The sequence below is a fragment of the Aeromonas sp. 130281 genome (genome assembly GCF_056642115.1).
Map to the genome: position 1 here is coordinate 113,267 of NZ_JBWVQS010000006.1, position 20,022 is coordinate 133,288.

Sequence of the window (20,022 nt, forward strand, 5' to 3'; positions counted from 1 at the left end):
GGGGCGGTTGCCCCCTTTTACGTATTGGACGCTTGGTGACGACACCATGAGAATGACGCTGCAGGGATCAGGGACGATGAGGACAACAACAGGGATCTTTGGCTTGCTCAGCATCCTCTACTGGCTGCTGGGCATGCACTTTTTCATGCACAACCCGGGCGGGGCCGGGCTCTACCTGCCCTTCAATGCCTGGGGCTGGATCTTCGCGAGCCTGGTGATGGCGCTGGGACTGTGGCAGGTCACCCTCAACCAGCGACTGGTGGTCTCGCCGCTGCTGACGGTCCTGTGGCTGGGGGCCTTGCTGCTGCTGTTGCCCATGGCTTATCCGGGCTTCGAGCTCAAGGACTATGCCATCCCCCGCCTGCTGGGGCTGTTTGCCGGTCTGCTGTTTCTCGCTTGCCTCTATCAGTGGCGACTGGACCGTCAGATGCGGGATCGGCTGCTCTACCTGCTGCTGGGAGCGGTAGCCATAGAGGCGCTGCTCGGCCTGGTGCAATACTACCTGCTGGTGCCGGGCAACTGGATTGGTTATGACACCAGGGCCAATCGCCCCTATGGCATCTTCCAGCAACCCAATGTGATGGCAAGCTTTATGGCAACTGGGTTTGCCCTGGCGATATGGCTTCAGATGCGAGGGCACGTCAACCCCTGGCTCAAGGTGCTGCGTCATGCCGTGATCCTGGCGACCGCCTTGCTGCTGTTGGTGCTGCAGTCCAGGGTGGGCCAGCTGGGAGGCGCCTTGGCCCTGATCCTGCTGCTTCCGCAGTTGTATCGCGAGCGACAACTGGGCCGGGTGCTGGGACTGGTTGGGCTGGGCATAGCGCTCGGGCTGGCTTCCCAGTACTGGATGGCGGGGGCCAGGCGGGGGCTGGAGATGTATCAGTCCGGCGGCATGAGATCCATCTACTGGCCCTATGCCGCCAGGCTGATTGCCGAGGCGCCCTGGACCGGCTGGGGCTATGGCAGTTTCGAGTCCGTGTTCCTCCAGCATTACATGGCGGACAAGGCGCTCAATCCCGCCATGGTGCAGATCGAGTACAACCTGGATCACCCCCACAACGAGTTTCTCTACTGGGCGGTGGAAGGGGGGCTGGCCCCCATGCTCGGCATGGCGCTGATGGGCGGGGCCCTGCTGTGGCGACTGGGCCGGGCTGGCTGGGTCAGAGGGAGTGCCTTGCTGGCCCTGGTGATCCCCATACTGCTGCACACCCAGACCGAGTATCCCTTCTACCATGCCATCGCCCTGTGGTGGGCGCTGCTGCTGCTCATCCATGTGCTGGATGCGGAAGTGGAGGAGGGGGGGACCGCTGGCCATGCCAACTGGCGGGAGCATGTCTATCGCCCCTGGCTCTTGCTGCGTTTCCTGGCCATTGGCATTCCCCTGATCGTCGTTCCCTTCATGCTGACGGCCCTGCATACCGCCTGGGTGGTGACCAAGTATGAGCGCGGCGGCTACAAGCAGCCTGCACTCTTGCTCGACATCGTCAATCCCATGGCCTGGCTGACCCGGGTGGAGTTCGACGTCAACGCGGTGCGCCTGATGGTGGGTTTACAGGCCAACAACAAGGCGGAGCTGGAGGCCTATCTCGACTGGGGGCAGGCGTTCGTGCGTCATACCCCCAGGGCCAACATCTACGCCAACATGGTGATCGCCCTCAATGCGCTGGGACGGACCGAAGAGGCCAGCCGCCTGCGCACCCAGGCGCTGATGCTCTATCCGGGTGAGCCCTTGCTCACCGCCTCGGCGGCCAGGTCGGTCGCTTCGACCCTGGAGCCCAAGCCCTCCTCATGAGCGGGCCGGGCGCCGCTTCCCCTTATCCCATCACGGCCGCTTTGCGGCCGTGATCATTTCCACCTCAGGCAAGCTCACAGTCAGGATCGGCGGTGTAGTCTCCCGAATGGGGATGGCGGGGCCGCGCAGGCGCGGTGCCAGCGCCATCGGGTCTCAGTCGTCATCGGAGTCGACATAGTGAAGAAGATTGCATCCATCATTACCAGCCTGCTCATCCTGATGGGCACACCGGCCCTCGCAGGCACCAGCGCCCAGGTGGAATACGGCACAGTGCAAGAGAGCCGCATCCTGACCCAGGAGGTGGCGTCCCAGCAGGGCGGAACCCGGCCACTTCGTACCATAGGGGCCGCCGCCCTGGGGGCAGCCGTCGGCAGTCAATTTGGCGGTGGCTCTGGCCAGACCGTCGCCACCACTGTAGGGGCAGTGGCGGGGGCCGAGGCCTCCCGTCGCCGTCAGGGCAACCAGCAGAGCGTGCAGGGCAAGCAGACGGTCGAGCTGCTGATCAAGACCGAGGCAGGCAAACTGCTCAGCGTCGTGCAGGTTCAGGATCCCGCGCTCACGTTCAACAAGGGGGACAAGGTGCGCATCCTGACCACGGGAACGGATACCCGGGTCGACAAGTCCGTCTAGACGCTGCCTGGTGTTGGCTTCCAGGCGGTATGGTGTTGCCCCCTGGTCGTGTCCGGGTTGTACGATGTTTCATCAAGGGTTTCATCGGCTCGCAAAAATGCGGTTCCGTGCTGGACGGCGAGAGCGCCTTGGCTAAGATAACCGTCTTAACGTCTTGTTTGGCAAGGGAGTATGAAATGGAGATAGTACTAGGCCCATTAGAGGCTCGCGTGATCGGCTGCCTGATAGAGAAAGAGATCTGCACGCCGGATCAGTACCCTCTCTCTCTCAATGCACTGGTCAATGCCTGCAACCAGAAGAGCAATCGTGAACCCGTGCTCGAGCTCGCCGAGCTGGATATCCGCGCCGTCATCGACGAGCTGATCCGCCGCCGCCTGGTGGTCAACACCGCCGGCTTCAATGCCCGGGTGCCCCGCTACCAGCACCGTTTCTGCAACACCGAGTTCGGCGAACTGAAGTTCAGCGCCCAGGAGCTCGGCATTATCTGCGAGCTTCTGCTGCGGGGCCCCCAGACCCCGGGTGAGCTGCGTTCGCGCACCAACCGGCTGTGCAGCTTCGACGATGTGGCCGAGGTGGATGCGGTGCTGGCCGCGCTGGTCGAGCGGGGACCCTATGTGGTCAAGATGCCCCGGGAGCCGGGCAAGCGGGAATCCCGCTATGCCCACCTGTTTGGCGGCGAAATCGATCTGGAAGCCCTGGCAGAGGCCGCTCCCGCCAGCAGCTATGCCTCTCCTGCCGCCGATCGCCTGAGCCAGCTGGAAGAGGAAGTGGAGCGCCTCAAGTCGCAGTTGCAGGCTCTGGAAGCCCGTCTGGCGCACCTGGAAGGCTGAATCCGGCGAGTTTGCTTATCTCATCAAGAGGCGCTGCGGCGCCTTTTTTCATGCCCTGCTGGCCGCCCGCCGGGCACCTCGCAGAGGATGACCCGCTAGGCCCCCAGCCTCCGCTTTTATGAGCCTGACCGCTTTTTTTGTACTAATTCGCGGTTAAGGGTCGAGCCGCCGCCGCTTTCCCGTTAAAATTCCGCCTTTGCACCTGCCCGCGAGTTCTGATGTCAGCCTTCACCCTCTCTTCGGATTGCCATGCCCTGCTCAGCGAGCTGCAACTGCAGCGCGCCGCCAGTACCCGTTATTTGCAAGACACGCTGTACCCGCAGCGCTCGCCCGGGCAGGCGCTGACGGAGATGCTGAACCAGTTGCAGCAGCAAGGGCTGATACGGCTGCGCACCGAGCAGCAGTGGAGTCTGACGGCGGAGGGCACCCTGACCCTGATCCTGGCGGTGCGGGGAGGGGCCTGCCCCATGCCGGACTGGACGCGGGTCCCCTCGGTCACCGGTCAGGAGATGGCACAAGGAGTGGTGCGCGAACTCTGCCTGGGGGAGGCGGGGCAGATCCCCGCCTACTACCAGAGCGCGGATCTCTTGAGCCTGCTGGACCTGCCCGATGCCCACCGCCTGCTGCCGGGCTCAAGCCCTGCCTGGCAACAGCTGCTGCTGGAACATTTCGCCCTGCAGACCCTGCTCGATGCCGAGTCTGACGCGTGCTGGCCGCTGGCGTCCGTGACCGTGGCCTGCGCCCCTGCGCTGGCAAGCCGCCTCGAGGCGCTGGCCAGCGAGTGGGACTGGCTCTGCGGCCCGCTGGCCGGCGAGGTGACCACTCACTGGCCGGCCCTGCAACAACTGGCGGAGCAGGGAGATGAGCAGCCCCTGGCGGAGCGGTTGCTCGGCGCGCTGGGGCAGTGGCAGGCCGCGGCGGCGCACGAGCCCTGGCCCAGGATGTTCAGCGCCCTGCTCTGGCTTGGCTGGCTGCAGCAGGCCGATCCCGTGCTCGCCAGCGAGCAGCGCAAGAAGTGGCAGCGCAGCCTTGGCAACCATTTCCCCCTGCTTTCGGATCTGCTGGGACAGTGGGCCGGTGATCGCCACGGTCAGGCGATAGGCCTGTTCGATACCCTGCAACTGCCGCTGGAGGAGCTCCACTGGGGCTACCTCTGGCTGGATCTCTGCGCCCTCGCGCGCCACGGCGAGCAGAGCCCCCAGGTGGCCATACTGCACAAGTGGGATCTCTCCCATGTGCTGGAGGCCGAGCCCCGCCATCGCCTCATGGCCTTCTGTCAGGATCTGTTGCGTCTCTTGCTGGGGGAGGGGGCCGAGCGCCCCCCGTTGCAGCAACTGCGTGCCACCGCGGCTCCCGAGGCGGCCAGCGACGCCGAGGATGAGGACAAGACCCCCGCCTCGGCCAGCTGGCTCAACTGGTTGCAGGGGCTGGGGCGCTCCAGCGGCGTGCGCAAGGCGCAGGAGCGGCTGGTATGGCTGCTCCATGCGGAAGGGCCCGAGCTTGAGTGCAAGATCCAGAAGCAGAGCACCAAGGGGGAGTGGACCGCCGGGCGCCGGGTCGATCCTGCCCTGCTCTCCACCCAGTATGCCGCCCTGCTCGACGAGGCGGACTGGGCCCTGGTGCGCACCCTGCCACGGGGCATGAGCAAGCTGCCCCGTGAGGCCTGGGCCCCCCTGGCCAGCCATCCGCGCCTGTTCAACGCCAAGGGGCAGAAGCTGCAACTGGCCATCAGCGCCCCCTTGCTGCAGGTGGTCGCCACCGAGCAGGGCATGAGCGCCGTCTTGAGCCCGGCCGCCGCGGCGCGCGGGGCGCACATAGTGCCCCTGGCCCAGGATCTGTGGCAACTCATCCTGACCCCGCAGACCCTGCTGGACAGACTGCCTGCGCTGGAATCCATTCCGCTGCTGCCGGCGGACGGGCTCGCCGAGCTGCAACGCACCCTGGACGCCATTCCCGAGCTGCCCTGGCACAGCCAGGTCGAGGGGCTTAGTGGCAATGCCGAGCTGACCCCCTGGCCCGGGGTGCCCTCGGTCCAGCTGGACTGGCAGGATGGTCAGCTGGTGGTCCAGCTGGTGACCCGGGAGGGGGAGCTGCCGCCGTTGCCCCTTGGCAAGGGGGAGGCCATAGTGCGCCAGGGCGTCAGGGACTATCACTACTGGCAACGGGATCTGGCCGCCGAGAAGGCCGAGGCCCAGTTGCTGCGCAACCAGCTGCCCATCGGCCTGCCGGGCAACGAATGGAAGCTGGACGGTGAGCAGGCACTGACCCTGGTCAATGCGCTGCCCGAGCTGGTGGACGCCGGAGTGGTCGTTCACTGGCATCAGGACAGCGCCCGTCTCAAGAGCCTCGACGAGGCGGCCCTGAGCCTGCGCATCGAGCGTCGCCAGGACTGGTTCCAGGTGGAGGGGGCGCTGGCGCTGGACGAGCACCAGATCCTCGACTTGCGCCTCATCCTGCGCCAGCTGACCCCGGGTCAGCGCACCGTTCAGCTCGACGAGAAGACCAGTCTGATGCTGAGCGACAAGCTGGTGGAGCGCCTCACCATGCTGGGGGCCATGCTGGATACCGAACAGCGCATCAACAACAAGCTGGCCTACCCCCTGGCCCGCCTGCTGTCGGCGGTGACCACGGCCGGGGATGATGCCTGGCACTCCCTGCAGCAGGAGTGGCAGCAGGAGGTGAAGTGTGCCCCCGAGCTCCTGACGGCGCTGCGGGACTATCAGAAGGAGGGGGTACGCTGGATGGCGACCCTGGCCCACCATGGCTTCGGTGCCTGTCTCGCCGATGACATGGGCCTTGGCAAGACGCTGCAGGCGCTCATGGTGCTGCGCATGCGCCAGCACCTCGGCCCCGCCCTGGTGGTGGTGCCCAAGTCCGTGGTCACCAACTGGCAGGAGGAGGTGACGCGGTTCGCCCCCGAGCTGGAGGTGGTGGTGTTCGAGAATCCCGCGGAGCGGGAGACCCTGATCCAGGAGGCCAAAGCGGGCCAGATCATCCTGGTCAACTACGGCATGCTCGGCAGCCTGGCCCAGTCCCTCAAGTCCCGTCGCTGGGCGAGCATGGTGCTGGACGAGGCGCAGCAGATCAAGAATGCCGGCACCCAGCGTGCCAAGCTGCTGTTCCAGCTCGAGGGGGATTTTCGCCTTGCCCTCTCCGGCACCCCCATCGAGAACCACCTGGGTGAGCTGTGGAGCCTGTTCACCTTCATCAATCCGGGCCTGCTCGGCAGCCTAGGCGAGTTCAAGCGCCGTTTCGGCAAGGCGGTGAAGGATCCCCAGCACATGGCGCTGCTGCGGGCGGTGATCAGCCCCTTCATCCTGCGCCGCCTCAAGCAGCAGGTGTTGACCGAGCTGCCGGACAAGACCGAAATCATCCACCACATCAGCCTCTCCCCCGAGGAGCGTCAGCTCTACGAGGCGACCAGGCGCGAGGTGGTGCAGCAGGTGCAGAGCGCCGATGGTCGCGCCCTGATGCACGTGCTGAGTGGCCTGACCCGCTTGCGGCGGCTCTGCTGCTCCCCCGAGCTGGTGATGCCGGAGTGGTCCCAGACCAGCAGCAAGCTGGACGAGGCCATGGCGCTGCTGGAAGAAGCCATCGATGGCGGGCACCGGGTGCTGGTGTTCAGCCAGTTCGTCGATCTGCTGAGCCTGCTGCGAGCCCGCATCGAGCAGCGGCAATGGGACTACTGCTACCTGGACGGCGGCTGCTCCGCCAAGTCCCGTCAGGAGTCCATACTGCGTTTTCGTCATGAACCGGTTCCCCTGTTTCTCATCAGCCTCAAGGCAGGGGGCACAGGCCTCAACCTGACCCAGGCCGATACCGTGCTGCACCTGGATCCCTGGTGGAACCCGGCGGTGGAGGATCAGGCGAGCGATCGGGCCCACCGCATGGGCCAGACCCAGCCGGTGACCGTCTATCGACTGGTGTGCGAGCAGACGGTGGAGGAGAAGATAGTGGCGCTGCACGACGAGAAGCGGGCCCTGGCCGATGGCCTCTTGAGCGGCCAGTCCGAGGTGCGCGGCCTGGACGTGGAGAGCCTGCGGGCGCTGCTGATGGGCTAGGCGCGGCTCTGCCTGCCTGGGTGCGAGAGGGGGATGGTCCTGGTGGCCATCCCCCTCTCTGCTTCAGGGACTCATGATCCGGCTCTGGCCAGGAGGCGCTAGTCCTGATAACGGTAGAGGTGCAGCCGCTCTATGATGGCTTCGCCGCCAATCTTGCGATCCCGCCGGGCCTGGCGCAGCTTGGGCGGATAGTGGCCGAGGTGGGTGACGGCGGGTTGGGTATCCGAGCAGAGCAGCAGGGGCAGGCTCGCCTTGAGCTGCTGCTTGCGCGGCTCCCTGTCCAGCCAGAGCAGGTTGATCATGGGATGGGTCTTGACCGGCCGGCGGATGCGCAGCTGCGCATCCGCTGGCAGGCGACGGATGTCGTACACCTCCTGATCCACCATCTTGCTCCACTCCTCGTTGCTGGAGAGCGCCGGCACATAGCGGCGGCTGCGCTCCAGCATCTCCAGCACCTGCTCGCGACTGAGGCGGCTGATGCTCTGCTTGTCGGCCCAGGTGAAGCCGAGGGAATGCAGCTTTCCGGTGAGCAGGGTCAGCTTGCGATAGACCTGCAGGGTGATAACCCCGGGCAGTGCACCGTGCACCAGTTCAAACTTCTCGTCCCGCCCGCCGGCGGCCTGCACCAGCGCCTTGAAGGCGAGCTTGTGGCCGTTGATCTCGTCGAGCAGCGGCTGCAACAGGGGGGCGCTGGCGGCGGGGAAGCGCAACCAGCCAGGCAGGCGGTGAGTCGCCTTGGTGGAGCAGCCGGGGCGGGCACTGTGATCCTGATAGGCGGTCAGGGTGGCGGCCAGCGCCTCCTCCCCCGAGAGATAGCCTACCTCTATGGCCTCGATGGGATCGTGCTCTTCCCCTTGCGGCACGGCGGGCAGGGGATAGACATGGGCCTCCAGCAACTCGAGCTGGCCGAGCTGTCTGGCGAGACGGGCAAGGGTGTCTTCCAGTTCGTCCATCTGTTGACGCAGGGCGGCGGTGGGGGTAAAGGTATCCATCGGCATATCCTGTCTGTTTCCCCAATTCGTCGCCCTAAAGGTGACGATCAGGGGGCATGATTAAAGCACTGTATAAATAACCATACCAGTATGACGGGAAGGCGCCAAGTGCCGCCTTTCAAGCGCCGTCCGGGGGTGGCAGCCCAAGTCGCCTTCCGAGGGTTGCCTGTCTGTATCATCCTGTTAAATAACGATCTTTAAGTGATCCAATGATTAACAATTGGCGCCTGGGCCGAGGTAGCCGCGTCCTGCCTGGCACTCGGGCTCTGCATAGCTAACGTGGGAAACTGCATAGTTAGAAGCAGATGATGCAGGAGAAAATGCTGTTGGGCAGAGGGAGGGAATGTCTGGCTAATATTTTACATATAAATCAATGTTTTGTGATTAACCCCATGGCGAGATCAGCCATTACTTTTACTAATCCCATGTATCAAAATTCGTCAATTGAGGCACCTCCTCGCCCTGACTAAGCTTTGCGCATCAAATCCGAGCCTTGCGCAGAACTAGAGAGAGGAGCCATATCATGGCCAACATGACTTATACCGAAGCCGGTTACCAGGATTCCAGCGAATCGAATCTGGTTGCTCGCGTCAAGATGACCGTCCTGACCTGGCTGGAACGCAGCCGCAGCCGTCGCCAGCTCTCCGAGCTGCCCGCCTACCTGCTCAAGGACATCGGTCTGAACGAAGCTGACCGCTATCAAGAGACCACCAAGCCGTTCTGGCGTGGTTGATCAGCCGGGCATGGATGCCTCGTTTTCTTGTTGATCTGTACGACTCTGCCTGATGCTCTTCGCCCCCAGACGGGCCTGATTTTTCCCCTGTTGCCGCTTCCTGTTTTCCCCCTTGTCTGTTTTTCCTTCTGTTTGCCCCCAGTGGCATGAATTGTCATTATCCCTCGCCAACTTTGTATCCTTACTGTTTGAATTTGTTTAAAAACTGATTTTAAGCCCGGCTGCCTTGCGTATAATCCGGCCATGGCATTCCAGACAAGAGGGTGAGATGGATGATTCCCCAGCATGACTTTTTGGCCCTGACCCGCCGCCACGAGTGGCAGCTCGAGCCCTTTGCCTTCGACCTGGCCAACGGCACCCGGGTGAGCGTGTGGGACACCGGCGTGCTCTGCCTGGAGCCTGCGCCTGAGTCGCCTGGCGGGCGCAAGGACATAGTGCTCTCCTGCGGCATTCACGGTAACGAGACTGCCCCCATCGAGATCTGCAACCAGCTGCTGACCCGGCTGCTCAGCGGGGAGCTTCAGGCCCGCCACCGGGTGCTGTTCCTCTTTGGCAACCCTGCCGCCATGAACCAGGGGGCGCGCGAGGTGGAGGAGAACATGAACCGGCTCTTCAGTGGCGCCCACAGCAAGGGGGAGGGGCTGTGCAACCGGGAACGCATTCGCGCCATGCGCCTGGAGCAGTATGTGAGCCGCTTCTTTGCCGATCCCGCTCGGCCCCGCTATCACTACGATCTGCACACCGCCATTCGCGGCTCCCGTCACGAGAAGTTTGCGGTCTATCCCTTCCCCCACGAGCGCCCCCACTGCAAGGAGCAGGTGCAGTTCCTCGGGGCCTGCGGAGTGCGCACCATACTGCTCTCGAGCGGCCCGACCACCACCTTCAGCTATTACAGCTCGCACCAGCATGGCGCCCATGCCTTCACGGTGGAGCTTGGCAAGGTGCGCCCCTTCGGCGAGAACGACATGACCCGCTTCATCGAGGCGCGTCAGGCGCTGCAGGCGCTGGTGACCCAGGATGAGGTGGCGCTCGAGCCCTGGCGGGCGGATGACTTCACGATTTTTGCCATCGATCGGGTGATCAACAAGCAAACGGCCGCGTTTCGTTTCCTGTTTGCCAGCGACGTGGACAATTTCACCGAATTTCCCCAGGGGTTTGTGCTGGCGGAAGACGGGGATCGCCAGTACAGGGTAGAGAAAGCGCGGGAGGCGGTGGTCTTCCCCAATGCCAACGTGGCCATCGGCCAGCGGACCATGCTGCTGGTGGTGCCAACCCGCCTGTGGTCGTGATCTGAGCCCCTCTTTTCACACCAACCCTGTGCCCCTGGCGGCGTGGCCAGGATGGTCGTGATCCCGAACTCGCCCTGACAGGGAGCCCAAAAGGGCTCCCTTCTTCGTTTCTGCTCGCCGAAAATCTCATCTTCTTTCTGAAATTAAAGAAGTTTCTACTGGTCTTACCTGAATGAATCACGTTGCCCTTTGCTTAACATCTTATTTACATTCTAAGGGTCACCTCATGGTGGTGACGCTGACAACGGCAAGGAGCCAGTTATGACCCATGTCGACATCCCCTTCCTTCGTTACCTCGATGAGGAGGGGCGCCCGGTCGCGACACTGCCGACCTGGCTGGACAAGGCGATGCTGCACACCTTCTACCGCAACATGGTGATGGTGCGCAGTTACGACAAGAAAGCGATAGCACTGCAGCGAACCGGCAAGCTCGGCACCTTTCCCTCCCACCTGGGGGCGGAAGCGGTGGGGATCGGGGTTGGTCTCGCCATGCGGCCGGAGGATGTCTATGTGCCCTATTACCGGGACATGCCCACCCTCTATGTGCGGGGCGTGCCCATGGAGCAGAACCTGCAATATTGGGGCGGAGATGAAAGGGGCAGTGTCTTCTACAAGGCCGATGGCGAGTTGTCGGAAGACTTGCCCATCTGCGTCCCCATCGCCACCCAGATCACCCATGCCGCCGGCATAGCGGCCGCCTTCAAGCTGCGCAACCAGCCCAGGGTCGCCGTGGTGACCATAGGGGATGGCGGCACCTCCAAGGGGGATTTTCTCGAGGGGCTCAACTGTGCCGGCGTCTGGCACCTCCCCATGGTGATGATCATCAACAACAACCAGTGGGCCATCTCGGTGCCACGCAAGCTGCAGTCGAGCGCGCCAACCCTGGCCCAGAAGGGCATAGGGGCCGGGGTGCGCAGCCTGCAGGTCGACGGCAACGACGTGGTGGCCGTCTATGAGGCGACCCGCGCCGCCATGGAGCGGGCCCGCAGCGGCAAGGGGCCGACGCTGATCGAAGCCGTCAGCTACCGGCTCGGGGATCACACCACGGCCGACGACGCGACCCGCTATCGCGAGGCCGCCGAGGTGGAAGCCGCCTGGGCCAAGGAGCCGGTCAAGCGGCTGCGCCAGTTCATGTTTGAGCAGGGCTGGTGGGACGAGCACCAGGAGCAGGCGCTGCTGGCGGAGGCGGGCCGGGAGGTCGAGCGTGCCGTCGCCGCCTATGAAGGCATGGCGCCGCAGGCGCCGGAAACCCTGCTCGATTACCAGTTTGCCGAGCTGCCGCGGGAGTACCGTGCCCAGCGTCAGCGCATCATCGCCAAGGGCATGCAGCAGCGCGGCGGGGAGACACACCATGAGTGACATGACACTGCTCGAAGCCATCAATCTGGCGTTGCACCATGAGATGGAGCACGACCCCGATGTGGTGGTGCTGGGTGAGGATGTGGGGGTCAACGGCGGGGTGTTTCGCGCCACCGTGGGGCTGCGCGACAAATTCGGCTTCAAGCGGGTGATAGACACACCGCTGGCGGAGGGGTTGATCGCCGGGGTGGCGGTCGGCATGGCGACCCAGGGACTCAAACCCGTGGCCGAATTCCAGTTCCAGGGCTTCATCTTCCCCGGCATGGAGCAGATCATCTGCCAGGCGGCGCGGATGCGTAACCGCACCCGTGGCCGGCTCTCCTGTCCCATCGTCTACCGCTCCCCCTATGGCGCCGGCATCCATTCGCCCGAACACCACAGCGAGAGTGTCGAAGCCCTGTTTGCCCATATTCCGGGTCTGAGGGTCGTCATCCCCTCCAGCCCGAGACGGGCATATGGCCTGTTGCTGTCGGCCATTCGCGACCCGGATCCCGTGATGTTCTTCGAGCCGGATCGCATCTACCGCTCCATGAAGTCGGACGTGGTGGATGACGGCGTCGGCCTGCCGCTGGATGTCTGCTTCACCCTGAGGCCCGGACGGGATCTCACCGTGGTTGCGTGGGGGGCCTGCATCCAGGAGGTGATGCGAGCCGCCGCCCTGCTGGCGGAGCAGGACATCCAGTGCGAGGTGCTGGATCTCGCCACCATCAAGCCCCTGGACATGGAGAGCATCCTGGCCTCGGTGCGCAAGACCGGGCGTCTGCTGGTGGTGCACGAGGCGTGCGGCAGCTTCGGGGTCGGTGCCGAAATCGTGGCGCGGGTCACCGAGGAGGCGTTGACCTCCCTCAAGGCGCCGCCAAAGCGCCTCACCGGGGTGGATGCCGCCGTCCCTTACTATCGCAACGAGGAGTATTACCTCATCACCGAGCAGGATATTGCGGATGCGGCTCACCAACTGATGGAGAACAAGTGGCTATGACGTCTCTCAACTGTTGGCGCCCAGGCGCCCGAGCAAGGAAGAGCCATGAAGTCGGTCAATCTTTGGTGATGTTCCCGCGGATGGAGAACTGGTCATGAAATTTTTCAAATTACCGGATCTGGGCGAAGGTTTGGCCGAGGCCGAGATAGTCGAATGGAAGGTCAGTGCCGGCGATACCGTGAGTGTCGATCAGGTGCTGCTGTCGGTGGAAACTGCCAAGGCGCTGGTGGATGTGCCCTCGCCGGTGGCGGGAGTGATCGCCAGGCTGTGCGGCCAGGAGGGAGACATACTCCACATCGGTGCTCCCCTGGTGGAGTTCGAAGGAGGTGAAGACGACGGTACTGTGGTGGGCAAGGTCAGCGCCCATCAACGGCACATCGAGGATCACTTCGTGGTGGGAGCCATGGCACCCGGTGGCGCCCTGGTGCAGGCCATGCCGGCGGTACGTCTGCTGGCGCAAAAACTGGGGCTGGACATCGACAGGCTCAAGGGCACTGGCAGCGCCGGCATGGTGACCGAGCAGGACGTGCAGAGCGCCTTCGAAGCGCTGCAGAGCAGCGGCAACGAGTTCCTCAAGGGCTCGCGCCGGGCCATGGCCAAGGCGATGGAGCACTCCCATCAGACAGTGGTGCCGGTCAGCATCACCGACGAGGTGGACCTGCGTCACTGGCGGGCAGACGAAGACGTGACGGTGCGCCTCATCAAGGCCATCGGGGTGGCGTGTCGTGCCGAGCCCTCCATGAATGCCTGGTTTGACGGGGATACCCTGTCCAGGCGGCTGTTCAGGGAGGTCAACGTGGCCATCGCCGTCGACTCCAAGCACGGGCTCTATGTGCCGGTGATGGAGAACGTGGCCGAGCGGGAGCGGGCGGACATAAGGCACGGACTGGATCGGATGATCGCCGATGTGAAGGCGCGCGCCGTGCCGCGAGAGATGTTGCAGGGGGCGACCATCACCCTCACCAACTTCGGCGCCATCGCAGGCCGCTATGCCAGCCCTATCGTCACGCCACCCCAGGTGGCCATCATAGGGGCAGGCAAATTGTTCGAAAAAGTGGTCTTCATCCATGGGGAGGCGCGGCCGGTGCGGGCACTGCCCTTGTCGATGACATTTGACCACAGAGCCTGTACCGGCGGGGAGGCGGCGCGCTTCCTCAAAGCCCTGGTTCAGGCACTGGAAGCGGCGGATGCGTAAGTGATTGCACCCTGCCCTTGGCGGGGTGCAAATTTGGTTGCGTAATCGACAAAGGCACGTATAATCTAAACCAGCTTGAAAGGGCGTTAGTTATGTCAATGAATATGATGTTTTGCATCTTTTCCTGTTGTTCATAAGTTAATCCCGTTTTTGAGCTTTATCCGCTGAAAAGCATAAGTAATTATTTTGAATACAGGTTAAAGATATGTCTAACATGATCACCGGTACCGTTAAGTTTTTCAACGAAACCAAAGGTTTTGGCTTCATCCAGCAAGAAAACGGCCCGGACGTTTTCGTTCACTTCAGCGCTATCAGCGGTAACGGTTTCCGTACCCTGGCTGAAGGTCAGCGCGTACAGTTCTCTGTGACCCAAGGTCAGAAAGGCCCGCAGGCTGAGAACGTAACTGCTCTGTAATTCTTACAGAATTTAAGAAAGCCGTGGTACCTCTGGTGCCACGGCTTTTTGTTTTATGGCATATTCATAAACCACCTTTGCCAATGACCATCATCATGCTCCCATCACTCTTGTTGACCGTGGTGCTTGCCAATACTCCCGTGCCGGATCCCGCGGCCAGCGAGGCCGTGACCGTGTGCCAGCAATTCGTGCAGGTGCGTTTGGGCAAGGCAGAGCAGCCCGTGGAGATCAAGGCGCAGCCTGTCCCGAAGCGGGCAGGGGAGTGGCTGATCGATGGCAAGGTAAAAGGACCCGAAGGTCCTTTGTTGTTTGCTTGTCTGCTGCGGCAGGGAAAGCGCTGGGAATTGCTCAACTTCTCGCTCTGGGCGCCGCAGGAACTCAATTCGGCTTGAGTGCCACCAGCAGGTGTTGAAGATGCTCCAGCATGGTCATGCCGAAGGGGGTCAGATAGCCGCCATCGACGGCACTGATCAAGCCTTGGCTGTGCAGGCGCTGCGCCGCGAGGCACAGCTCTTCAGACATGTCGCTGCGTAACTTGATCCCCAGACTCATGTTCGCCGGATCAAAGCATGCCAGTATTTTCAGCTCATTCACAAAATCGTCAGAAACCTGGTCGATCCCACTCATGGATGCACTCCTTACGCTAAAGATGTATGCAAACTAGCATTCCCGGTTTGACTTTAGTGGGCGCTGGCTCAAAGTATTGGGCTTTGTCTGGACTGGCTGTGCCCGAACGCTGCTTTTTTGGCCGAAGGCATCACGCCCCGGCTGGCTGGACGAGCAGAGTCCGCGTGCCGCTAAACATGGTAGAATGGTCCCTCTTTTGTCCCCCTGGCCAGGTATGAACCCAGGTCTTCCAGCTCAAGGCGCGTCTCATGATCACTGTCACACTGGTATCTCTGCTGCACACCCTAGGTCCCCGCTTTCCTGTTTATGCTCCGTCCTTGTTGCTCCCCTTGCTCGATGAGCATCAGGGGGATCTCTGGCTGCCTTCCATCAAGGGGGCGGATGTTGCCGCCCTGCGCCAGCATGCCAAGGGGGGCGGGGCACAGACCCTGGCCCCTCTGGCGGCGGGGTGGTGCGACTTCGGGACCGGCGGCGAGGGGGATACTCCCGAGCTGGATGCACTGGCGAGTTATGACGAAGAGATGCTGGACAACCTGCTGATGTACTGGCACAGCCCTGGCAAGATCAACAGCCCGATCACCGATAACCTGTTCGAGCTGCGTCGCGAGGTGGTGGATGAAGCCCATGGCACCGGGCTGGCGACCGCCTGGCAGCAGCAGCAACAGGCGCGCTTCGAGCAGATCATGCAAGGTGTGCAGGCCGGGCGGGATCAGCTCTGTTTCGTCGAGGTGGAGTCCGCCTACTGGCTGCGCCAGCGTTTCTGCGAGACGGCGGAGATCACCCTGGTGACCCCGGCGCTGGGCTGAGATCGCCGAAACAGGGGCGACCGAGCACTCTTGCTGGACAAGGCGCCAGCAAGATGTGAACATGTCGCCCTTTATTGAATGAGAGACTTGACCAATGAGCTATGAACTTAGCGACACCGAGCGCAATGCCGCGCTGCAACTGAACGCCGACTACCGCTTTGATCACTTCATCAGCAAGCTGGTCGAGCACGAAGAGCTGTTTGTTCTGACCGACGAGCACGGCGTCATGATGCTGACCACCGAAGACGAAGACTGCATCCCGGTCTGGCCGCATCCGGAATACGCCAAGGCCTGGGCCGAAGGCGAGTGGGCAGACTGCAAGCCGCAGTCCATCACCCTCAAGGTGTGGCTGGATCGCTGGGTCGATGGCATGGAGCAGGACGAGCTCTGCGTGGCCGTGTTCCCGACTCCGGAGCAGGAAGGCATAGTGCTGGATCCGGCCGACGTGGCCGACGCCATCGCGCAAAAGCAGGCCAAGCGCGGCTAAGTCCCGTCCAGGCGCTACTGCCACAAAAAAGACCCCGCCACAGTGCGGGGTCTTTTGTTTGCGCCGAGCCAGAGCGTGGAGAGAGCTCAGGGCTGTTGATAGCGGGTGTCGATCAGGGTGACGGGAGGGAAGGTCTTGCCCTGCTTGATGGCGGCTTTCGTCTCCGCTTTCAGCTGCTCGTCAATCCAGAGCAGGCCGCCGAAGCTGTAGCCCGAGTTGGCGCCATCCAGGGGCCAGTAGAGCAGATCGCTCTGGGGGGTTGCCGGCGTCTTGGGCAGTTTAATCCAGCGCCAGGCACCTGCCCGGGTATAGGGGACCTGATAGGCGGGGACGAAGCTGGCCAGCTCATAGAGCCGCTGCTGGATCTGCCGTGAGAGCTCGGCCTTCTTGCCGAAGTCGAAGGCCTTGTCGTATTGCTCCACCAGGGCCGAGATGGCGTCGTCATCGAGGTTCATGATGTTGTTGGTCTGGGGCTTGTTGGCGTTGACCTTGTGGAAGTGCTCCCAGTAGGCCGGATAGCGGCCACTGCTCCAGGCCATCCAGGCGCTCTGGTGCTTCTTCTCCAGCATGGATTTGAAGCCGGCTGAGGCATCCATCAGGTTCAGCTCCAGATTGAGACCCGCCTTCTTCGCCTCTTCCCGCAGCAGGGTCAGGCGCTGGGCATGCTCGGCCGTGGTGTAGGTGATGCTGAGGGAAAGGGGCTGGCCCTTGTCGTTTTGCAAGATGCCATCCGGCCCCGTCTTGGTGAAGCCCGCCTTGGCGAAGTAGTCCCGTGCGAGCCTGGGATCGAAGGGGCGTGCCTTGATGTCGGTGTTGGTAAAGGCCCCCTGGCCCGAGCCGTAGCTGTTGAGGCGCTGGTAGTCCCCCCGCAGCAGGGTGGCGATCATCTTGTCGAGGGCGAGGGCGTACTGGATGCCGAGCCGCACATTGATATCCTTGAGCAGCGGGTCTGCGGTGTTGAGGTAAAGCCCCATGGGGGACTGCGGGGTCTGGTTGTAGAACCAGAGCCGCTCGATATAGCCCTTCTCGAACTCGGCTGTCTTGCTCTTGTCATGCCACCAGTTGGGCATGACCAGCGGGAAGGTGTCGAGATCGCCGCGCAGGAAGTGCTGCCAGGCGATGTTCTGATCCCTGAGCACCTTGATCTCTATCCGGTCCGGGTTGAAGCGGTGCTGGAAATAGCGCTCCCCGTCACCCCACCAATCCTTGACCCGGTTGAAGGTGACCGACTTGCCCTTCTTCAGCTCGCCAATCTGGTAGGCGCCGGTGACCGGCAGCACCTTCCAGTTGTACTCCTTGACCCAGTTGGCCGTGAGCTTGATGGCATGGCTCGGCTCCGGGCTGAACGGCAGGGATTCCAGCAAATCCTCCCGGCTCTTCTCGGTGCCGCTGGTGATGGCGAGGGTGTGATCGTCGAACCTGGTCACCTCGCTTATCTGGGTGCTGTAGTAGTTGTTGTACCAGGGATCATTGATCTCCTTGCTGCGCATCATCTTGAGGGTAAAGAGCCAGTCATCGGCGGTGACGGGCTGGCCGTCCGACCAGCGCGCCTTGGGGTTGAGGCGAAAATAGAGGGTCTTGTGATCGGCGCCGAAGGCCCATGCGCTGGCCAGCATGGGAATGGGATTGCCGGTCACCGGATGGGTGGCGAGCAGGGGCAGATTGGTTTCACGGACGTAACCGGCGAAGCCGCCGTTGGAGTCGGGCCCGTACTTGCGCAAGGTGAGCGGGAAGCTCGACATGAAGTCACGGAAGGTGCCGCCCCGTTTGGCCTCTGGATCGGCATAGACGGGGTCTGTGTCGTTGCTCTCCCACTTGAGATCTGCCGGCAGGGTGGCGCTCCAGCCGAAGGCGCTCCAGCAGAGGGGGAGCATCATGGCCGCGGCTCGCATGACACGGGGCAAAGCGGGGATGACCGAGGGTGAACTGTGCAGCATGTCCTTGCTCTCCTGATGGTTGGCGTCCTGCCGGGTCAAGCTGTGGGGCCCGTGAGGGCCTGTCTCATCATGGGAAGTTTCCCCATCGAGGTCAATGCTCGGCTTGTGCCTTGAACAGCCTCATTTTTCCGCCCAGCAGATGGACCACGAAGCCGAGCAGCACCAGGCCGGATCCCAGCCACTGCAGGGACGTGGGGTGCTCATCGAGCAGCAGGGCGGCCGCCACCATGCCGACGCAGGGCACCAGCAGGGAGAGTGGCGCCACCTGGGCCACCGGATAGCGCATCAGCAGCCGTCCCCAGAGGCCATAGCCAAGCCAGGTGGCGACCAGCGAGAGATAGAGCACGCACAAGAGCCCCTGCCAGCTGAAGTTGAGCAGGCTGGTGGCAATGACATCGGGCCCCTCGAACAACCAGGAGAGCGCGAAGAAGGGCAGTATGGGCACCAGGCCGCCCCAGGCGATAAGGCTCGGCAGAGCGGTCTGGTAACGCAGCCCAATCTGGCGATTGATGACGTTGCCAAGGCCCCAGCAGGCGGCGGCGCACAGGGTCAGCACGAAGCCGAGCAGGGTCAGGTTGCCTTCGCCATGGGTGGCGATGAGATAGAGGCCGGCCCCCGCCAGCGGCAGCGCTACCCAGTGGTGGGGCTGCCAGCGCTCCCCCAGCCAGATCATGGCGAACAGCAGGGTGAACACCACCTGGGATTGCAGCACCAGGGAGGCCATGCCCGCCGGCATGCCGAACTTCATGGCGCAGAACAGGAAGGCGAACTGCCCCAGGCTGATGGCGCCGCCATAGGCCAGCAGCCAGCGCCAGGGCATGGCGGGCCTGGGCACCAGCAAGATGGCGGGGAAGACAACGCCGACGAAGCGCAGCGCCCCCAGCAGCAGCGGCGGTATGCCCTCCAGCCCCCACTTGATCGCCACGAAGTTGAGTCCCCAGCAGAGAATGACCAGGGCGGCCAGACACTTGTCCTTGGCTTGCATACAGCGTCCTTGTGTGAGAGGCAGGGCCATGAGATGGCGCCGGAAGGAAACGAGCATACCCTCGACAGGGTGGCTGGCGTCAAGTCGCAAGCGGGGGGAGGCTGGGGCGGGTCCAGGCGGCGAGCCGCAATGACAGGTTCAGGCTGCAACGCAGTGCAGGGTGATCCCCTTGGCCGCGATAGCTGCCCGCATGGGGGCGGGCAGGGCATCGTCGGTGACCAGCACGCCGATCTGGCCCGGGGCACCCAGCTGGCTGGGGTGGATGGCGCCAAATTTGCTGCTGTCGGTGATGACCACATTGGTCACCCCCTTGGCCAGCACGCTGTTGACCACGTCGGCCCGCATCATGTCGCGGCCGGTAAAGCCCACCTCGGGGTGAAAACCGTCGACCCCGATGAAGGCCTTGGAGAAGTGCACCTGCTCGATACAGAGGCGCGTCAGCGGCCCCACCACGCTTTCGCTCTGATGCTGGAACAGGCCGCCGAGCAGCACCACCTGGGCCGGGGTGTCCTTGAGCAGATGGGCGATATAGCTGCTGATGGTGATGATGGTGACCCGCTTGTGCAGGGCGAGGTGGCGCGCCAGCATGGCGTTGGCGCTGCCCCCTTCGATAAAGACAGTCTCGCCATCTTCCACCAGCTGGGCGGCCCGCTCGGCGAGGCGCTCCTTGAGCAGGTAGTTGATGTTCATCCGGGCATCCGGATCATCGGTCTCCAGCGCCATGGCCGAGCCGTGCACCCGTCTGAGCAGCCCCTGTTTCTCCAGCGCGGTGAGGTCGTTGCGCACCGTCACCTCTGACACCCCTGTGTGCCGTGACAGCTCGGCCACGCTCATCTTGCGGGCCTGATGGACCAGGGTGAGGATCAGTTGGTGGCGTGGATTCATGGTGTGCTCGCATGCAAGGT

General features: G+C 63.1%; 18 protein-coding genes. 13 read left to right on the forward strand and 5 right to left on the reverse strand.

The annotated features are described in order from the left end of the window. Positions 1 to 76 precede the first annotated feature (76 nt). The 4 genes from AC1IN8_RS16085 to AC1IN8_RS16100 all read left to right on the forward strand — a co-directional run bounded on the left by AC1IN8_RS16085 (position 77) and on the right by AC1IN8_RS16100 (position 7,313). Positions 77 to 1,792: a PglL family O-oligosaccharyltransferase gene (locus AC1IN8_RS16085; RefSeq protein WP_479759641.1), complete on the forward strand. Its 1,716-nt coding sequence runs from the start codon at positions 77 to 79 to the stop codon at positions 1,790 to 1,792. Between the two features lie 177 nt (positions 1,793 to 1,969). Next, entirely contained in the window at positions 1,970 to 2,422 is a 453-nt protein-coding gene (locus AC1IN8_RS16090) for a glycine zipper 2TM domain-containing protein (protein WP_479759643.1), read from the forward strand. A 176-nt stretch (positions 2,423 to 2,598) separates the two neighbouring features. After that, positions 2,599 to 3,252, forward strand: a complete 654-nt coding sequence (locus AC1IN8_RS16095; protein ID WP_479759645.1) for a YceH family protein — start codon at positions 2,599 to 2,601, stop codon at positions 3,250 to 3,252. Between the two features lie 218 nt (positions 3,253 to 3,470). After that, a complete protein-coding gene (locus AC1IN8_RS16100) occupies positions 3,471 to 7,313 on the forward strand; it encodes an SNF2-related protein (protein WP_479759647.1) in 3,843 nt (1,280 codons plus the stop codon). Between the two features lie 98 nt (positions 7,314 to 7,411). On the opposite strand, the gene AC1IN8_RS16105 is transcribed toward AC1IN8_RS16100, so the two are convergent. Continuing rightward, a complete protein-coding gene (locus AC1IN8_RS16105; RefSeq protein ID WP_479759649.1) occupies positions 7,412 to 8,305 on the reverse strand; it encodes a DNA replication terminus site-binding protein in 894 nt (297 codons plus the stop codon). 523 nt (positions 8,306 to 8,828) lie between these two features. On the opposite strand from AC1IN8_RS16105, the gene AC1IN8_RS16110 reads away from it, so the two are divergent. The 7 genes from AC1IN8_RS16110 to AC1IN8_RS16140 all read left to right on the forward strand — a co-directional run bounded on the left by AC1IN8_RS16110 (position 8,829) and on the right by AC1IN8_RS16140 (position 14,667). Then, on the forward strand, positions 8,829 to 9,038 hold the full coding sequence (locus tag AC1IN8_RS16110; protein WP_005331430.1) for a DUF1127 domain-containing protein: 210 nt from the start codon (positions 8,829 to 8,831) through the stop codon (positions 9,036 to 9,038). Positions 9,039 to 9,310: 272 nt separating this feature from the next. Continuing rightward, entirely contained in the window at positions 9,311 to 10,327 is a 1,017-nt protein-coding gene (gene astE, locus AC1IN8_RS16115; protein WP_479759651.1) for a succinylglutamate desuccinylase, read from the forward strand. A gap of 261 nt (positions 10,328 to 10,588) precedes the next feature. Further along, positions 10,589 to 11,686, forward strand: a complete 1,098-nt coding sequence (gene pdhA / locus AC1IN8_RS16120; protein ID WP_139434832.1) for a pyruvate dehydrogenase (acetyl-transferring) E1 component subunit alpha — start codon at positions 10,589 to 10,591, stop codon at positions 11,684 to 11,686. Further along, a complete protein-coding gene (locus AC1IN8_RS16125) occupies positions 11,679 to 12,665 on the forward strand; it encodes an alpha-ketoacid dehydrogenase subunit beta (RefSeq protein ID WP_202046144.1) in 987 nt (328 codons plus the stop codon). Before pdhA ends, AC1IN8_RS16125 begins: the two co-directional genes overlap by 8 nt. A 94-nt stretch (positions 12,666 to 12,759) precedes the next feature. Then, positions 12,760 to 13,860, forward strand: coding sequence for a dihydrolipoamide acetyltransferase family protein (locus AC1IN8_RS16130; RefSeq protein ID WP_202046143.1), 1,101 nt, complete (start codon positions 12,760 to 12,762; stop codon positions 13,858 to 13,860). A gap of 205 nt (positions 13,861 to 14,065) precedes the next feature. Continuing rightward, positions 14,066 to 14,275 carry a cold-shock protein gene (locus AC1IN8_RS16135; RefSeq protein WP_005331438.1) on the forward strand — a complete coding sequence of 70 codons (210 nt, stop codon included), beginning with the start codon at positions 14,066 to 14,068 and terminating at the stop codon, positions 14,273 to 14,275. A gap of 95 nt (positions 14,276 to 14,370) precedes the next feature. Further along, a complete protein-coding gene (locus tag AC1IN8_RS16140; RefSeq protein ID WP_479759751.1) occupies positions 14,371 to 14,667 on the forward strand; it encodes a hypothetical protein in 297 nt (98 codons plus the stop codon). On the opposite strand, the gene AC1IN8_RS16145 is transcribed toward AC1IN8_RS16140, so the two are convergent. Then, entirely contained in the window at positions 14,654 to 14,902 is a 249-nt protein-coding gene (locus AC1IN8_RS16145) for a TIGR02647 family protein (protein ID WP_202046142.1), read from the reverse strand. The two genes, AC1IN8_RS16140 and AC1IN8_RS16145, sit on opposite strands and share 14 nt — an antisense overlap. Positions 14,903 to 15,150: 248 nt before the next feature. On the opposite strand from AC1IN8_RS16145, the gene AC1IN8_RS16150 reads away from it, so the two are divergent. After that, complete coding sequence (locus tag AC1IN8_RS16150) at positions 15,151 to 15,708, forward strand: hypothetical protein (protein WP_479759654.1); 558 nt, start codon at positions 15,151 to 15,153, stop codon at positions 15,706 to 15,708. Positions 15,709 to 15,802: 94 nt separating this feature from the next. Then, positions 15,803 to 16,195 carry a DUF2750 domain-containing protein gene (locus AC1IN8_RS16155; RefSeq protein WP_005331447.1) on the forward strand — a complete coding sequence of 131 codons (393 nt, stop codon included), beginning with the start codon at positions 15,803 to 15,805 and terminating at the stop codon, positions 16,193 to 16,195. Positions 16,196 to 16,281: 86 nt separating this feature from the next. On the opposite strand, the gene AC1IN8_RS16160 is transcribed toward AC1IN8_RS16155, so the two are convergent. From AC1IN8_RS16160 to AC1IN8_RS16170, 3 genes are all read right to left on the reverse strand, one after another. Further along, complete coding sequence (locus AC1IN8_RS16160; RefSeq protein WP_479759753.1) at positions 16,282 to 18,087, reverse strand: extracellular solute-binding protein; 1,806 nt, start codon at positions 18,085 to 18,087, stop codon at positions 16,282 to 16,284. Positions 18,088 to 18,223: 136 nt separating this feature from the next. Next, positions 18,224 to 19,117 (reverse strand): EamA family transporter, encoded by an 894-nt coding sequence (locus tag AC1IN8_RS16165; RefSeq protein ID WP_139434844.1) that lies wholly within the window; start codon positions 19,115 to 19,117, stop codon positions 18,224 to 18,226. A 138-nt stretch (positions 19,118 to 19,255) separates the two neighbouring features. Further along, a complete protein-coding gene (locus AC1IN8_RS16170; RefSeq protein WP_139434846.1) occupies positions 19,256 to 20,002 on the reverse strand; it encodes a DeoR/GlpR family DNA-binding transcription regulator in 747 nt (248 codons plus the stop codon). Between the last annotated feature and the right edge of the window lie 20 nt (positions 20,003 to 20,022).

Coding starts and splice junctions, on each gene's coding strand:
- AC1IN8_RS16085 (WP_479759641.1), top strand. CDS start 77: ATGAGGACAACAACAGGGATCTTTGGCTTGCTCAGCATCCTCTACTGG.
- AC1IN8_RS16095 (WP_479759645.1), top strand. CDS start 2,599: ATGGAGATAGTACTAGGCCCATTAGAGGCTCGCGTGATCGGCTGCCTG.
- AC1IN8_RS16100 (WP_479759647.1), top strand. CDS start 3,471: ATGTCAGCCTTCACCCTCTCTTCGGATTGCCATGCCCTGCTCAGCGAG.
- AC1IN8_RS16105 (WP_479759649.1), bottom strand. CDS start 8,305: ATGGATACCTTTACCCCCACCGCCGCCCTGCGTCAACAGATGGACGAA.
- AC1IN8_RS16110 (WP_005331430.1), top strand. CDS start 8,829: ATGGCCAACATGACTTATACCGAAGCCGGTTACCAGGATTCCAGCGAA.
- astE (WP_479759651.1), top strand. CDS start 9,311: ATGATTCCCCAGCATGACTTTTTGGCCCTGACCCGCCGCCACGAGTGG.
- pdhA (WP_139434832.1), top strand. CDS start 10,589: ATGACCCATGTCGACATCCCCTTCCTTCGTTACCTCGATGAGGAGGGG.
- AC1IN8_RS16125 (WP_202046144.1), top strand. CDS start 11,679: ATGAGTGACATGACACTGCTCGAAGCCATCAATCTGGCGTTGCACCAT.
- AC1IN8_RS16130 (WP_202046143.1), top strand. CDS start 12,760: ATGAAATTTTTCAAATTACCGGATCTGGGCGAAGGTTTGGCCGAGGCC.
- AC1IN8_RS16135 (WP_005331438.1), top strand. CDS start 14,066: ATGTCTAACATGATCACCGGTACCGTTAAGTTTTTCAACGAAACCAAA.
- AC1IN8_RS16140 (WP_479759751.1), top strand. CDS start 14,371: ATGCTCCCATCACTCTTGTTGACCGTGGTGCTTGCCAATACTCCCGTG.
- AC1IN8_RS16145 (WP_202046142.1), bottom strand. CDS start 14,902: ATGAGTGGGATCGACCAGGTTTCTGACGATTTTGTGAATGAGCTGAAA.
- AC1IN8_RS16150 (WP_479759654.1), top strand. CDS start 15,151: ATGATCACTGTCACACTGGTATCTCTGCTGCACACCCTAGGTCCCCGC.
- AC1IN8_RS16155 (WP_005331447.1), top strand. CDS start 15,803: ATGAGCTATGAACTTAGCGACACCGAGCGCAATGCCGCGCTGCAACTG.
- AC1IN8_RS16160 (WP_479759753.1), bottom strand. CDS start 18,087: ATGCGAGCCGCGGCCATGATGCTCCCCCTCTGCTGGAGCGCCTTCGGC.
- AC1IN8_RS16165 (WP_139434844.1), bottom strand. CDS start 19,117: ATGCAAGCCAAGGACAAGTGTCTGGCCGCCCTGGTCATTCTCTGCTGG.
- AC1IN8_RS16170 (WP_139434846.1), bottom strand. CDS start 20,002: ATGAATCCACGCCACCAACTGATCCTCACCCTGGTCCATCAGGCCCGC.